This window comes from Parapedobacter soli (assembly GCF_025460835.1).
In the GTDB taxonomy this organism is placed as follows: Bacteria; Bacteroidota; Bacteroidia; order Sphingobacteriales; family Sphingobacteriaceae; genus Parapedobacter; species Parapedobacter soli.
In genome coordinates this window covers 1-13,950 of the sequence record NZ_JAMXAY010000080.1, presented here as the reverse complement: position 1 = coordinate 13,950, position 13,950 = coordinate 1, and the positions used below count along the sequence as shown (strand labels likewise).

Here is a 13,950-nt window from a genome sequence, read left to right as displayed (position 1 = left end):
ATTGACTTCAAAAAAGAAATATTGGGCTTTTTAAGGGTTGACTAGGTAGTAGGGGTTTTCTAGGCATTTCCCCCTATGAAGTCCCTAGAAAGTCCCTATGATATCCCTATAACTTCCCTGTAAAAATAAGAGTTAGTAATACATTGTTGTTCAGAAGAAGTGAGAAAAATGTATTTGCAAGGTGCGTTTACCGGGAGAGTAATGCTACCACTTTAGCTAGATATGCTGCATCCGTCTCATCGAAATGGTTCAGGTATTCACTGTCAACGTCTAATACGGCAATCACATCACCGTGTTTCATGACAGGAATGACGATTTCCGATTTAGATTGGGCACTGCAGGCGATATGGCCGGGGAATGTATCCACATTGGGTACAATGAGTGCTTCGGTGCGCTCCCACGCGGTACCGCACACTCCTCTGCCTTTGCCGATGCGTGTGCAGGCCACCGGCCCTTGGAATGGTCCCAGTATCAATTCGTCGCCCTTCACCAGGTAAAAGCCTACCCAAAAAAAGTCGAATTGCGCTTTAAGTACTGCCGCTATATTTGCCATGTTGGCGACGAGGTCGGGTTCTCCTCCAACCAACGCCCTTAGTTGGGGTAGTAGTGCTTTATATTGCTCTTCCTTGGTTCCGCGGACAATATTGAATTCCTCTGCCATGGTGCTGATCGATTGAAAATGGGTTGCTTTACCCAGCACGCTAAATTAATCAAATTTCCCAAGGACAGGAAGCGCTAAGGTCGGTCAATCACCGACCGTGGGTCTTCCAATGGGAGAGGAGGTACTGCACCCCTCAATGCCGCGGCCGCTGGCTTTAGGGCGGCGGCCGTGCGTTCGTTCGCACGGATCCGCAACACGGCGATTACCCCAACGATGCCGATGGCCAGCCATAGGAGGTCCACCACAAAGATGTCAAGGGCACCGGTACGGAAGGTCTGCCACATCCAGTGACCGGTTTTGACGCCGTTCACGAGCGGTATGCACAGGCCGAGGAGTGCACCGGAAGCCAGTGTCTCCATGTTGGTCGTACGGAGGTCCCGGCGGGCTATGTAGAGGCACGATAGGGCTAGCCAACTGTAAAAGTATATGCGGTAGATGAAGGTTTGGTCTGCCGCAGGGTTTAGCTTGATAGCGATGAAGGTGAGCGCCGTGACAGGCAGCATGGTAAGGCATATTGCCACGAACACGTTAGCTGCCCAGAAGTTGAACTTCCGTTTATGTATTGGAACGTTTTTCTTGTCGCGCGCAACCAACCAGATGAGGATGCCCGAAATGATGACCAAGCATCCCATGATGCCGAGTATGAAAAACGTGGTTTTTACGGGGTACCCACCGAAATCGCCGAAATGTAACCGGTAGATGAGCGCCTTAACGCGGTTGGGGTAGGTGACGGATACGTTGGGCGGTTTTTCACTGGTGATGGCTTGGCTGGCAGGGTGGAAGGTGATTTTGCCGACACCCGCAAAGTTCGTTTCCGCGCGGGGAGTGGCTTCCACCGTGATATGCATGCTTTGGTCACCGTAGTTTTTGATATAAATCCGACTGACGTGGCTTTCTGGCCACCGCTCACTGACCAGGCCGAGGTAATCGTTTAAAGCAACACGCTCGCCCAAGGGCTGGTGTAAATACGCGTATGTGGTCGCGTCGTTGTATCCGATGGCCGTATATAGTTTGTCGCTATCTCCGTCGAACAGCAGCTTGCTGAACGGAAGAACAAGCGCCGTATTGACGATGAGGATAACGCCCGTAACCGCATACATCAGCTGGAAGGGAAATCCGATGACACCCAAAGCGGTGTGCATGTCGGTCCAGATGGTTTTCCACTTGCTCCCCGGGCGGAAGGTGAAGAAGTTGGAAACGATTTTATCCCAATGCAACAGCAGGCCGGTGATGAGTGCAAAGAGAAATAAAAACGATACGATCCCTGCTACAAGATAGCCGAAAGGGGTACCGATGCGGATGGGCACTTGGTTAAGTTGTGCCAAAAAATGCAACCGATACAGGAACTCGCCCATGTCGTAGGATTCGGCATAAGATCCGGCTTTGTTTTTCTGGAAATCGTACTGGAAATACGCCGAATCGCCGTTGCCACGGCCCCGCCGGCCACGTTGTGGCCCCTGGCCGGCGGTCGACTTCTTCCTGACCGTGGTATCCTGCGATGCGCCCATATTGACGTAGGCCTGCACATCGTTATCTTGCACGTAGAACGTGATATCCCTGCCCAGGAGATTGTATGCCGCGTGTAACGAATCGAGCACATAATCGTAGTCATTGGCCGAGGCTGCATGGGTGTATGCAGAGCGATTTTTCTGCCAGGCGGATATTTCATCGCGGAAGAACGAGAATGAACCTGCGAAGAAAATGACGTATAATAGGGCGCAGATGATAATGCCGCTAATGGTGTGGGTGTTGAAATAGATGTTGTAGTTTCTGTTATTCATGGCCTCAATGATTTAGCAAATGGAAAAGCCCATAGAATATACCCGATAGTACGAGGTAGACGCCCCAGATTTTCCAGCCGCTTTTGCTAAGGAATGCCAATAAAAGCAACACAGCCCACAAGATATATCCGGTAATGAACGCCGTAATGACCACGTGTTCTTGCCGGAATATCCGGGTGAGCAGCAAGTGGAGGGAAAGCATGACGAAGTAGCCGCCTACAAAACCTGCTGTGATTTTGAGAAAGCGTTGCCCGGGCGAACTAAGGTATTTTTTGTTTGCAGGCATGGTCAGAAGATGAAAATTTCCATGAAGAATGCCGCTAGGGCAACCACGGCCAACCGTGTGGTGTTGAAGTACTCCAGCGGTTGGAGCAATACGACGAGGCAATAACTGGCCATGAGATAACCTATCATAGCGAAGGTGCCGGAGCCTGGGCCCTGTAAAAAAGCCACGGCAGCCCAGCTTGCCAGAAAGATGGTGGTACCGAGCATGCATGCCCGTCGTGGTGTTTGAGCCAATCGAAGGATCCACGCGGGCTTATGTGCCGGTTTTACCTTTTCCGAGGCTCCATAAAACAGCAACGTGCCGATGGTGATCAGGATGAAGAGCGTGGTATACATGGTGATTTCTTAAACAAGGCTTCCCGCGGGTCGTAGCCCAACATGCGGGAAGCCACTGTGCAACGCTTCTAATTCAAATGATTGATGGCGGTGATGGTGCCGCCGTCTACCCGGAGTCCCTGCGTACCTGTTGCGTTGTTCGCATCGATTTTATAGATATAACCCACACCTGAAACGAGGTTAACGCCTACATAACCGAACCGGCCGTCTTGTGGGCTGTAGTTATTCAACGAGGTGATGGATTTGATGTCGGTCGCGGCAGGTATCCCTGTCACCTTCTTAAAGGTTTTGTCGACCACGTTGACGATACCAACAGTTTTCCCGGCTGCGTATGGACCCTTTTCATCGGCGGTATTGAGCAGTACGATGAATTTGTTGCGGCCTACGTAAAACCAATCGCTGATGCTGTATCCACCCGATGCCGCTTCGATATCAAAGAAATAAGATTGGTCGAATTCCGTGGTGTTTGCAGGGATTTTGACAATTGCCGATTGCTTGGTAGAAGATAGTGCGCCGTCGGTCATGGCAACCGATGCCGAGAATGCGTAGACATCGCCGTTTTCGGTTTCGCCGAGCCCATTCACGAAATAGCGGCCGATGAAGCTGGTCCGATTGTCTTTGATCACCTTTTCCAGTTGCATGTCAGGATAAGAATATACCGCCACCCAGGCACTGTCAGGATAGGCCGTTTCAAAAGAGGCACCGCAGCAGGCTTTGATAGAGAAATACGGTGCAAAGACTTTGTTGCCGACTTGTTTGATCCAACTGAAATGTGCCAGCTCACCGTTGGCTGAGGGGGCGCTTGTGCTGATTTGCCCTTCGCTCTCGATCTGCAAGCTGTTGGTATTGATTCGATACCAACTAGCGAACGGGTTGGTGATATTGCGGGATATTTTCATGATCAGCAGGTCGTCATCAACCGGTGCAAAGGCTTGGACGGTTTCCGTTTGGAAATTGGAAAGTTTGTTGAGTTTGCCGTCCAGTATGTTGTATGTGGTAACGGCGCCGGGGTTGCCCTGACCGTACAGGAGGCTGAAAAACTTATTGTTGTGGGTTACGTAATACCGATAGGTACCGTCTTGTTCCACGCCCTGTCCAGCCGTTGAAATACGGCCTGTATCCAAGCTGCTGGCGGTAAGGAGGTAATCGGCTACGCCGGTACTTGCCGCCGGCGTCACTGCGATAATGAAATTGCCCGGATTTTCGGGGGTGCGCTCGCTTTTGTTGCAAGATGCTAACAGCGCGGCACTGGCAATGCCTAAAAGTAAAGTGTTTGATCTGATATTCATTTTTCTCGTTTTTATTGTTTATTAAAGAAATAGCGGAGATTAAGGTAGAAGCCCCGGCTGGGCTTCTGTAAACTGAAATTGTCGTACATCCGGGCGTCCGTAAAGTTCTTGGCTTCCAGCGCGATGTTGTAGCGTCCATCCCACATGGAATAAACGACGTTGAAGTCGTGGCTGAGCTGCTGCGGTATATTGAGCTTATCGCCACCTCGGCTGGGCCAGTAGAGGTAGAAATCGTGAACAAAAAGGAGGTTATAGCCAAAGTTGAGCGTATTTCCCTGTTTGCCGACATTCCGAAGTATTACCGCGATATCGGCGTTGCCGAAGAGGTAGGGTATATTGGGCATCTGGTCCCGGTATACCGGACTGACGCCGGTATAGCCTTCTTCGTATTTCTGCGTGTTCATGATGTGCTGGTAGGTCATCGTCGCCCCGGCCATCAGCCAGTTTTTGAATGAATACCGCACTTCGGCATCACCGCCGAAGGTTTCCACGCCATCGCGGTTGTCGGCCACGATCTTCGATTGGTTATTATTGAGCCTGTAATAGATATAGTTGTATGCACGTCGATAGATCAGGCTGGTGTTTACCGAGAAACGATGGTCGCGGTGCAAGGCGAAATCGTAGTTCAAGCCGATATTGGCATTATTGCTCCGTTCGGGGTTGAGTTGGAAATTGCCTTCCTGGTTTTCCACGTCACCGAATATTTCGTAAGCCGTCGGCATCCGGTTGGTAAGCTCATACGAGGCCTTCAGTTGGAGATGTGGTGTCAGGTAATAGGCGGAGGCAAAACCATAACCCAGTTTATCCATGGCGTTGGCAGCATCTGCACCGTCCCGGTTGTGCTGGTGGATGTGCTTGATGAACACCGTGGTGCTCCACAGGTCTTTGATATCGTAATGGTAGCCCAAGCCCAATACATTTTTGTAGGTCCGTTTTTGGCGCTCGTACTGAGCGTTGGTTGGGTTGAGTTCGTCGCTGCCTTCCCGACGGAACGTTGAAAAATTATCGTTGAGGGCCAGTGCATGCCTTTCAGCGATCCGATAGTTGAACGAAGCCGTGGAAAGCCCCTCATTATTGCGGTATTTGTATAGGCTGCGCGACCGCTCGCCGCTGTTGGTGCCGGTGGGTTTCGACTTACCGAACCAATCGAACCGCGCATCCACGGTATCGATGTTCTGCTCCCACCCCAGGTTATAATTGGCATTAACCGTTACGTCGAGGCCAGGGATTAGGTTTTCCTTCTTGTATTTCAATGTGGGCATGATGGTGGTGCCCCGGCGGTGCCACCCACCGAATACCGATACCATGCGTGCGCCGGTTTGGATTTCCTTATAGTTTTTGCCCAAGGTAATGCCTGCGAGCAATTGGTCGGCGAATGGCTTGTCGACCACCCCGAGGTGGGCTACCAGCGCTTCGTTGTGGTACGTATCGTGAAACCGGCGGATGGTTGTTCCGGGTGTATAGGCGCCGGTGTTGATGTCAGCGGCATCGACGGTAACTTTATAATTATTGTCTGAGTAATTCTGGTACGCATTGAGGCGTACCGTGAATCCACTCCGGCTGGTATAGGCTGTGTTGACCACCGTACGGTGCGTGTTGAAGGAGCCGTAGGAATAAGAGGCGTCGACGAAGTTCCGGTAGCGGTCGCCGGTAACGATATTGATGGCGCCACCCAATGCATCCGATCCCAACCACATCGGTACCACACCCTTGTATACCTCGATGCGTTCTGCGGCGTTGATCGGGATGTTGTTGATCTGGAAGGAACTTCCGAAATTGTCCATGGGGATGCCGTCGATGAAGTAGCGGATATGGTTGCCCGTGAAGCCATTCAACGATAAATTGAAGTTGGAACCCAAGCCCCCGGACTTTCGTACCCGGATGCCAGCCACGCGATCCAGCGCACCTGAAATGTCCATCGTGGAGTTATAGAGCTTGGTCGCATCTATGGCGGTCACATTATAGGCTTGGCGGTTTGCATCCTGCGCCTTGGTGAGGCCCATCACATCTACGGCGGCAAGTTCGTTGGTTTCCGGGGTTAATGCGACATGCAGCGTATTTGTGCCCGGGGTTAACGTACGGGTGGCCACATACGGTTCAAATCCTATTACGGTGACTGCTATCTGCACCTGCTGCTGCCCGATGTCAGCGACATGGTACCTGCCGTCCGAATCGGCGATGGCTGTAAGGCTACCGACTTTTACCGTTGCACCACTTAGGGGCCGTTGATCTAGATCGGTAACCGTGCCACGGAGTTGATAGTGGTTCTCTTGAGCACGGCATAAAAGGATGCCGCAAAAAAATACGGCGGTTGCGTAAAATTTAATATATTGCATTGCTTTTAGTATTCGATTAAGAGCTGGCCATAGTGTACTTGCGAAAGTAATGGCCAAAAGTTTCCGCTGCCAGTTACCGCTGGTTGCGAAACAACAACCGCCGCTGCCTGGAGATTACCGTCTCCGGCGCGGCTTTTTTTATATGCTTATGTCATACGGGATCATCGATGTTTATTTAGACTTTGTATAAATAATACGATGCAAAAGTAAAAATTGTATCGACAATTCGGTTAATTTATTTAAAAAATCTTTCTAAAACCACGAAAGTGGCAACATGGGAAGATCGACACTTAGCCGTGTTTATGGGCTTCGCACCATTTGCGCGCATTGACGAACGCTTCCAGCCATGGCGATACCTCGTCTCGGCGACCAGCCGGATAGTGCGCCCAATTCCACTGGAAGACGGAACGCTCAATGTGAGGCATCGTTACGAGGTGTCGACCGGTCTCATCGCAGAGCATGGCCGTGGCAAAAGCCGATCCGTTGGGGTGGTGGGGATATTCCTCATACGCATATTTGGCCACGATATGGTATCGGTCTTCCGTGTAAGGCAGATCGAATTTGCCCTCACCGTGCGACATCCAGACGCCGAGTGTACTGCCGGCCAATGACGATAACATCACCGAATGGTTCTCCTGGAGGGTTACCGACACAAAATTACACTCGTGCCTACCTGAATCGTTGTGCAGCATCTTGCCGTGAACTTCATGGTCGGGGTTGATGAGCTCCAATTCCATGAAAAGCTGGCATCCGTTGCAAATACCGATGGAGAGGGTATCCTCGCGTGCAAAGAAGTTTTCGAGCGTAGTTCTTGCTTTTTCATTGTAAAGGAAGGCGCCTGCCCATCCCTTGGCTGATCCCAATACATCTGAGTTAGAGAAGCCGCCGACCGCACCGATGAATCGGATGTCTTCGAGGGTCTCCCGGCCGGAAATCAAGTCGGTCATGTGTACGTCCTTTACATCAAACCCCGCAAGGTACATGGCATTGGCCATCTCGCGCTCCGAATTGGAACCTTTTTCACGGATGATTGCCGCTTTCGGCCGTTGCTTTGCGGGGTCGGTACCCGGTTTATGGCCTGTGAAGTGTGCCGGGAATTTATAAGAAAGGGGTTGCTTCTTATAATTTGTATATCGTACCTGGGCCAGGTCGTTTTTTGTTTGTTTCTGGTCGAGCAGGAATGAAGTCTTGTACCAGGTATCACGGAGCTCACCGATGCTGAAAGCGAAGTGGTCGTTACCATTTTTGAACGAGACTTCATCACCTGTATGTACGGTTCCGATTTTAACCGCCACAATACCCATGCTTGCCAAATACTTCTCGAAGGCTTCGTTGTCCTTTGCTTGTAATACAACGGCAATATTCTCGTTGAATAAGGCTTTTACCGAGTCGGTCTCACCCAGGCCTGTCAGGTCGTAATGAGCCGTGAGGTCTACATCCGCAAAGCACATTTCCAGCAGGGTTGTTATTAGGCCGCCAGATCCCACATCATGGCCTGCCGCAACCAACCCCTTTATGATAAGCTCCTGGATGGTGTTGAAGGCCTTTTTGAAATAGTCGGCATCCTGTATGGTGGGGGCTTCATCCCCGATTTTGTTGCGTATCTGTGCAAACGACGACCCACCCAATTTAAGGGCGTCTTTCGACAGGTTGATGTAGTATATAGAACCGGCCTCCCTGTGGAGTACGGGCTCCACGACCTTAGTGATATCCGTGCAGCTGCCACCGGCGGAGATGATAACCGTACCGGGGGCAATGACATCCCCATCGGGATACTTTTGTTTCATGGAGAGCGAGTCTTTGCCCGTTGGGATGTTGATGCCGAGGGCAATGGCAAAGTCGGAGCAGCCCTTTACCGCGTCGTATAGGCGGGCATCTTCGCCCTCGTTGTTGCAGGCCCACATCCAGTTGGCCGAGAGGGATACCCCGGCTAATCCGTTTTTAATAGGTGCAAATACGAGGTTAGACAAGGCCTCACCGACGGCATTACGTGATCCGGCCACCGGATCGATGAGCGCTGCAAGCGGTGCATGGCCCACGGTGGTTGCAACCCCTTCGGTCGAACGGTAATCGAGCGCCATTACGCCTACGTTGTTGAGTGGCAGTTGGAGCCGCCCAACACACTGTTGCTTGGCGACGCGGCCGCCGACACACCGGTCCACTTTGTTGGTGAGCCAGTCTTTACAGGCTACCGCTTCCAGTTGCAGCAATTGGTCGAGGTAGGTAGGGATATCGTCGATGACGTAATCGATCGGTTCGTAAACGCGGGGTATCCGTTGGTCGGTCATCACCGTTTTCGGCGAAGAGCCGAAAAAGTCGGACAGGGCATAATCGAGCGGTTTCTCACCGGTTGAACCCGATTGGAATACAAATCGGCGATCGTCTGTCACTTTGCCCACGGTGTACATCGGGGCGCGTTCACGCTCCGCAACGGTTTGGAGCTGTTCGAGATCGGCCTCACTGATGATGAGCCCCATGCGCTCCTGCGATTCATTGCCGATGATTTCCTTGGCCGAAAGAGTTGGGTCGCCGACCGGAAGCTTGTCGAGGTCGATATGCCCGCCGGTTTCTTCCACTAATTCCGAGAGGCAGTTGAGGTGGCCACCGGCACCGTGATCGTGGATGGAAACAATCGGATTGTGGTCAGACTCAACAAATGCCCGTATGGCGTTTGCCGCGCGTTTTTGCATCTCGGGGTTTGCACGTTGGATAGCATTCAGTTCGATGCCCGAGCCGTATGCTCCTGTGTCGGCGGATGATACTGCTGCGCCACCCATGCCGATGCGGTAATTTTCACCGCCTAATATCACGATTTTATCACCCTTTTTAGGTGTGTGCTTTTTAGCTTGTTCTATTTTACCATATCCCACTCCACCAGCCATCATAATGACTTTATCGTATCCTAGTTTGCGGTCGGCCTCCTCATGTTCGAAGGTCAATACCGACCCGGTAATGAGCGGTTGGCCGAATTTGTTGCCGAAATCAGAAGCACCGTTAGATGCCTTGATGAGGATATCCATGGGCGTTTGGTACAACCATTTACGTTCATCTACAGCTTGTTCCCAAGGGCGATCGGCCAATAGCCTGGAGTACGCTGTCATATAAACCGCGGTGCCGGCAAGGGGGAGGGCCCCCTGGCCCCCAGCAAGGCGGTCGCGGATTTCGCCGCCCGATCCGGTGGCGGCCCCAGAGAAGGGTTCGACCGTGGTGGGGAAATTGTGGGTCTCTGCTTTCAGTGAAAGTACCGAATCAAATTCCTTTTCGGTATAGAAGTCGGGCTTATCGGCCGACTCCGGTGCAAATTGTGTAATCCGCGGACCTTTGATAAAGGCAACATTATCTTTGTATGCCGAAACGATTTCATTAGGATTGGTTTCGGAAGTCTTTTTGATTAATTTGAAGAGCGAGCTGGTTTGTTCTTCACCGTCGATGATGAAGGTGCCGTTGAAAATCTTGTGCCGGCAATGCTCGGAGTTAGCCTGCGAGAAAGCAAACACCTCGGAGTCGGTCAACTTGCGGCCTATTTTATCGGATAGCCGGTGCAGGTATTCCACTTCCTCCCCGCTCAGGGCCAACCCTTCCTGTTTATTGTACGCGTCGATATCGTCGATTTCCCGGATGGGTTCAGGGGATATGTCGATGGTGTACAGTTCTTGGGTCAGCCCGGAAAACTTCTGTGAGACCATCGGGTCGAAGTCGGTGAAATCACTGGCAACAGGCGTGTATTCCTCGATGCGTGTGATATTGTTGATTCCCATATTCTGGGTAATTTCGACTGCGTTCGTGCTCCACGGTGATACCATGGCGGCCCGCGGACCAACAAAATAGCCTGCTACGGTTTCCCCATCGATTTTCGTGGCATTTCCAAACAGCCAGTTGAGTTTTGCAATGTCTTCAGCAGTCGGTGCTGATTCGGTCTGAACACCGTAAACGGTGTTTTTGGGGTTCACAAAGAAATGGATCATTAGTGTTGTCCTCGAAGCGTCGAATTCCATGCGCAAAGATACGACTAATTTTTGGCGAAGTCCATTAATTTAATTATTCAACGACACAAGCGTTTTGTCCTTTTTGCAATGGGATACTAAATTGCTTTTCTCGTTTTAGCTTTTGTTCGCACTTTTATATTAGCTTTGCGTAGTCATGTGTACCATAACGGGATGTGTGTGGATCATTGATAAGTAGAAAGTTGTTAACCAAAGTTATTGATTGATGGAAAAAAACAGTTCGATGAAATCGGGGTCAACTCGTAGAGATTTTATTAAAACAGGGGCGATGGCTGCTGCCGGGTTCATGATCGTGCCCAGGCACGTGCTGGGCGGTGCCGGTTTCATTGCTCCGAGCGATAAGTTAAATATTGCCGGTGTTGGCGTTGGTGGTAAGGGCCACTCTGACGTGAGGAACGCCTGGAATAAAGGTAAGGAAAACATCGTAGCATTGGTAGACGTCGACTTGAATCTAGGCAAGAAGACGTTCGATCTGTTTCCAAAGGCGAAGCAATACCAGGACTACCGGAAAATGCTGGATGAAATGGGGAAAGATATCGATGCTGTTATCGTGTCGACGCCCGACCATACCCATGCGATCATCGCTTTGACCGCCATGGAAATGGGTAAGCACGTGTATGTCCAGAAGCCGCTTGCCCATAGTTTACATGAAACGCGGGTATTGACGGAGGCAGCCAGGCGGTATAAGGTAGTGAGCCAAATGGGCAATCAGGGTGCTTCCAACCCCGGTCAGCTGCAGTTATTGGATTGGTTTGACCAAGGACTGATTGGGCCGGTACATGAAGCCCATGTTTGGACAAACAGGCCGGTATGGCCCCAGGGTATACCGTTCCCAACACAGAAGGATCCTGTGCCCGACTATTTGGATTGGGATCTGTGGATCGGTCCAGCGGAATGGGTAGATTACAGCCCGGCGTGGCATCCGTTCAAATGGCATGGCTGGTGGAATACCGGTACCGGGGCCCTAGGCGACATGGGATGCCATTTGATTGACTCCGCTTTCCGGACGCTCCGGCTCGGGTATCCAAGCGAGGTTGAAGCCAGTGTTGGCCAAGTGTTCATCAAAGATTGGTCGCCCGAATATATCCCTGAAGGATGCCCGCCGTCGTCCGTTATCCAACTCAAATTTCCCGAAACAAGCCATAATAAATCGGAAGTGAAACTGAATTGGTATGATGGTGGTATCCGTCCGTTCCACCCGGACCTAATACCGGCAGACGATCCGCTGGGGGATCCCGATAGCAGCAACGGTGTGATGCTGATTGGGACGAAAGGGGTGATTATGTGTGGTACGTATGGAAACCATCCCAAGCTGTATCTGAAAGGCGGTGAAAAAAGAACCATGGCCGAGGGTGCATTTAAAAACCAGTATTCCGATCTTCCGGAATTTGGCCATCAGGTCGCCTGGACGGATGCCTGTAAAGCGGGATTCAATAGCAAAGCCCATAAAGCACTGACATCATCATTTGACTATGCGGGCCCGATGAGCGAGACGGTCATCATGGGTAACTTGGCCATACGCAGCTATATGCACCGGGAGCCTAATGCAAGCGGTGATGGTTTCAGCTTTACCGGACGTAAACGGTTGATATGGGACGGTGAAGTGCAGAAGATCACGAATTACGAACCCGCAAATCAGTTTGTGAAACGCAAATACCGGGAAGGCTGGAGGCAGGTATAGGAGCGAACGGGTTTGTTGTTATACTGCTGGTTACCCTGGTCATTGCCTGTTCGCCCGGCCCTGGCAAGGGTGGGAACAGGCCGGCGGAAAGCCAACAGAAGCCTGCTATTGTTCGGCTGGCGGGTGATATAGATGTGTCACCGCCAGCCGATATATTGGATAAGGGTAAAGTCTTGATGTCGTATTCCGATTGTGCCACGTGCCACAAGGCGACCGACAGGAAGCGCGGCCCGGCATTTCAGGACATTGCCGCCCGTTACCCGATGAACAGTACGTATATCGATATTTTGGCGAAGCGCATAGTCCTGGGTACTAAAGGTGCGTGGGGCAGTGTTGTGATGCCCCCACATCCCGCTCTTTCGGAAGAAGATGCGCGGACAATGGTGACGTATATCCTATCACTTCACCGGGGGGATTAATCCAAACGCTGGTAGAGTATCCTTTCAGTTACAGTTCCTCTTCGCGTTCTATCATCAATATAGCGCTTTGCGGTACGATGAAATATTTTTCACCCTGATACTCGATCTCCGTGGCCGCACTAATATGGAATATCGCCAAATCACCTTCGCGCGCCTGTAAGGGGATGTATTTTATTTTTTCCTCTTGGGGTTTCCACGAGTCGCCATCGTCTGCTGGAACAGGCAGGGCATAGCCGGGGCCGGTCTTCATCACATAGCCCCACTGTACTTTTTCTTTTTCGTGCACACCGGGCGGGAGGTACAAACCTGTAGCGGTCCGTTCATTGGGCACCGACGGCTTAATCAGAATGCGATCGCCGACAACAATCAGTTTTTTAAGTTTATTGTCTTGTGTAATCTCTATGGTCATGCTCGTCAATCTCCTTTTTTGATAGACCAGCAAAAGCCGTGCAGTACCGTTTTTTGATGTCATTATGGCACCAATCAACAGTTTTTTGTGTCATTTTTTTCCAAAAAGCCCGCCCAGCAAGCCACCCACATTGTCGATGCCCAGTTTACCGTCGCCATTCTGGTCGAGCAAACCTCTCAATACACTGCTGCCCGATTGTCCGCCCAACATGTTGCCGAGCAAGTCGCCTAATCCACCGCCATCACTCACGTTGTTGCTGCGGCTTTGCTTTCCGAGGTAGCCCATTACGATGGGAGCCAACATAGCGAGGATTTTGGATACAGTGCCCGAGGAAACCCCCGTTTTGGTGCTGATTGCCTGTTGTAGTGCACCCTGCTTATTGCCGAGTACGTGGCCCAATATCCCATTCCCGTCGGATGTGTCGCCGCTGCCCAAAAATCCGGAAAGATTATCTAAGATACTCCCGTCGTGTTTAGAGCCGATAGCATTCAGAATGCCTTGGGCACCATCGCGGCTGCTCGCATTGTTTTGTAAAGCACCCAATAATGCGGGGATCGCACTTGACACCACGGCCTGGGTTTGCTCGGCCGATACGTCTGTGTTTCGCGTAATTCCCTCAACGACTTCCTTCCCGAGGCCTCCATTGAGCAAGTCTAAAATATTATTCATGATTTATCAGTTATTTGTTGTGGCTAATGTAAGTATTTTTGGCTCTATGACGGATAGTGTGGGTAATCGAATTTTAGCTT

Annotated in this window: 11 protein-coding genes; 2 read left to right on the top strand and 9 right to left on the bottom strand. The window is 51.2% G+C overall.

Annotated features, from left to right (window positions below; genetic code table 11):
- Positions 1 to 187: 187 nt before the first annotated feature.
- The 7 genes from NGM62_RS20465 to purL all read right to left on the bottom strand — a co-directional run bounded on the left by NGM62_RS20465 (position 188) and on the right by purL (position 10,653).
- On the bottom strand, positions 188 to 661 hold the full coding sequence (locus tag NGM62_RS20465) for a GAF domain-containing protein (protein WP_262250176.1): 474 nt from the start codon (positions 659 to 661) through the stop codon (positions 188 to 190).
- Between the two features lie 74 nt (positions 662 to 735).
- A complete protein-coding gene (locus NGM62_RS20460; protein WP_262250175.1) occupies positions 736 to 2,442 on the bottom strand; it encodes a PepSY-associated TM helix domain-containing protein in 1,707 nt (568 codons plus the stop codon).
- A 4-nt stretch (positions 2,443 to 2,446) separates the two neighbouring features.
- Entirely contained in the window at positions 2,447 to 2,728 is a 282-nt protein-coding gene (locus tag NGM62_RS20455) for a hypothetical protein (RefSeq protein WP_262250174.1), read from the bottom strand.
- 2 nt (positions 2,729 to 2,730) lie between these two features.
- Positions 2,731 to 3,063 carry a hypothetical protein gene (locus NGM62_RS20450; RefSeq protein ID WP_262250173.1) on the bottom strand — a complete coding sequence of 111 codons (333 nt, stop codon included), beginning with the start codon at positions 3,061 to 3,063 and terminating at the stop codon, positions 2,731 to 2,733.
- A 68-nt stretch (positions 3,064 to 3,131) separates the two neighbouring features.
- Positions 3,132 to 4,352 (bottom strand): DUF4374 domain-containing protein, encoded by a 1,221-nt coding sequence (locus NGM62_RS20445; RefSeq protein ID WP_262250172.1) that lies wholly within the window; start codon positions 4,350 to 4,352, stop codon positions 3,132 to 3,134.
- Between the two features lie 11 nt (positions 4,353 to 4,363).
- Entirely contained in the window at positions 4,364 to 6,688 is a 2,325-nt protein-coding gene (locus tag NGM62_RS20440) for a TonB-dependent receptor (protein ID WP_262250171.1), read from the bottom strand.
- Positions 6,689 to 6,978: 290 nt separating this feature from the next.
- Entirely contained in the window at positions 6,979 to 10,653 is a 3,675-nt protein-coding gene (gene purL, locus NGM62_RS20435; RefSeq protein WP_262250177.1) for a phosphoribosylformylglycinamidine synthase, read from the bottom strand.
- A 244-nt stretch (positions 10,654 to 10,897) separates the two neighbouring features.
- Here purL and NGM62_RS20430 point away from each other — a divergent pair, with 244 nt between their 5' ends.
- Both NGM62_RS20430 and NGM62_RS20425 read left to right on the top strand, forming a co-directional pair.
- Positions 10,898 to 12,373: a Gfo/Idh/MocA family protein gene (locus tag NGM62_RS20430; protein ID WP_262250170.1), complete on the top strand. Its 1,476-nt coding sequence runs from the start codon at positions 10,898 to 10,900 to the stop codon at positions 12,371 to 12,373.
- Between the two features lie 134 nt (positions 12,374 to 12,507).
- Positions 12,508 to 12,792, top strand: coding sequence for a c-type cytochrome (locus NGM62_RS20425; protein ID WP_262250169.1), 285 nt, complete (start codon positions 12,508 to 12,510; stop codon positions 12,790 to 12,792).
- A 28-nt stretch (positions 12,793 to 12,820) separates the two neighbouring features.
- Here NGM62_RS20425 and NGM62_RS20420 read toward each other — a convergent pair whose 3' ends face one another.
- Both NGM62_RS20420 and NGM62_RS20415 read right to left on the bottom strand, forming a co-directional pair.
- Complete coding sequence (locus NGM62_RS20420) at positions 12,821 to 13,201, bottom strand: co-chaperone GroES (RefSeq protein ID WP_262250168.1); 381 nt, start codon at positions 13,199 to 13,201, stop codon at positions 12,821 to 12,823.
- A 90-nt stretch (positions 13,202 to 13,291) separates the two neighbouring features.
- A complete protein-coding gene (locus NGM62_RS20415; RefSeq protein WP_262250167.1) occupies positions 13,292 to 13,870 on the bottom strand; it encodes a DUF937 domain-containing protein in 579 nt (192 codons plus the stop codon).
- Positions 13,871 to 13,950 lie beyond the last annotated feature (80 nt).

Bases quoted from the DNA above. Each gene is read 5' to 3' on its own strand.
- NGM62_RS20420 (WP_262250168.1), bottom strand. From the start codon at position 13,201: ATGACCATAGAGATTACACAAGACAATAAACTTAAAAAACTGATTGTT.
- NGM62_RS20460 (WP_262250175.1), bottom strand. From the start codon at position 2,442: ATGAATAACAGAAACTACAACATCTATTTCAACACCCACACCATTAGC.
- NGM62_RS20445 (WP_262250172.1), bottom strand. From the start codon at position 4,352: ATGAATATCAGATCAAACACTTTACTTTTAGGCATTGCCAGTGCCGCG.
- purL (WP_262250177.1), bottom strand. From the start codon at position 10,653: ATGATCCATTTCTTTGTGAACCCCAAAAACACCGTTTACGGTGTTCAG.
- NGM62_RS20455 (WP_262250174.1), bottom strand. From the start codon at position 2,728: ATGCCTGCAAACAAAAAATACCTTAGTTCGCCCGGGCAACGCTTTCTC.
- NGM62_RS20415 (WP_262250167.1), bottom strand. From the start codon at position 13,870: ATGAATAATATTTTAGACTTGCTCAATGGAGGCCTCGGGAAGGAAGTC.
- NGM62_RS20465 (WP_262250176.1), bottom strand. From the start codon at position 661: ATGGCAGAGGAATTCAATATTGTCCGCGGAACCAAGGAAGAGCAATAT.
- NGM62_RS20440 (WP_262250171.1), bottom strand. From the start codon at position 6,688: ATGCAATATATTAAATTTTACGCAACCGCCGTATTTTTTTGCGGCATC.
- NGM62_RS20450 (WP_262250173.1), bottom strand. From the start codon at position 3,063: ATGTATACCACGCTCTTCATCCTGATCACCATCGGCACGTTGCTGTTT.
- NGM62_RS20430 (WP_262250170.1), top strand. From the start codon at position 10,898: ATGGAAAAAAACAGTTCGATGAAATCGGGGTCAACTCGTAGAGATTTT.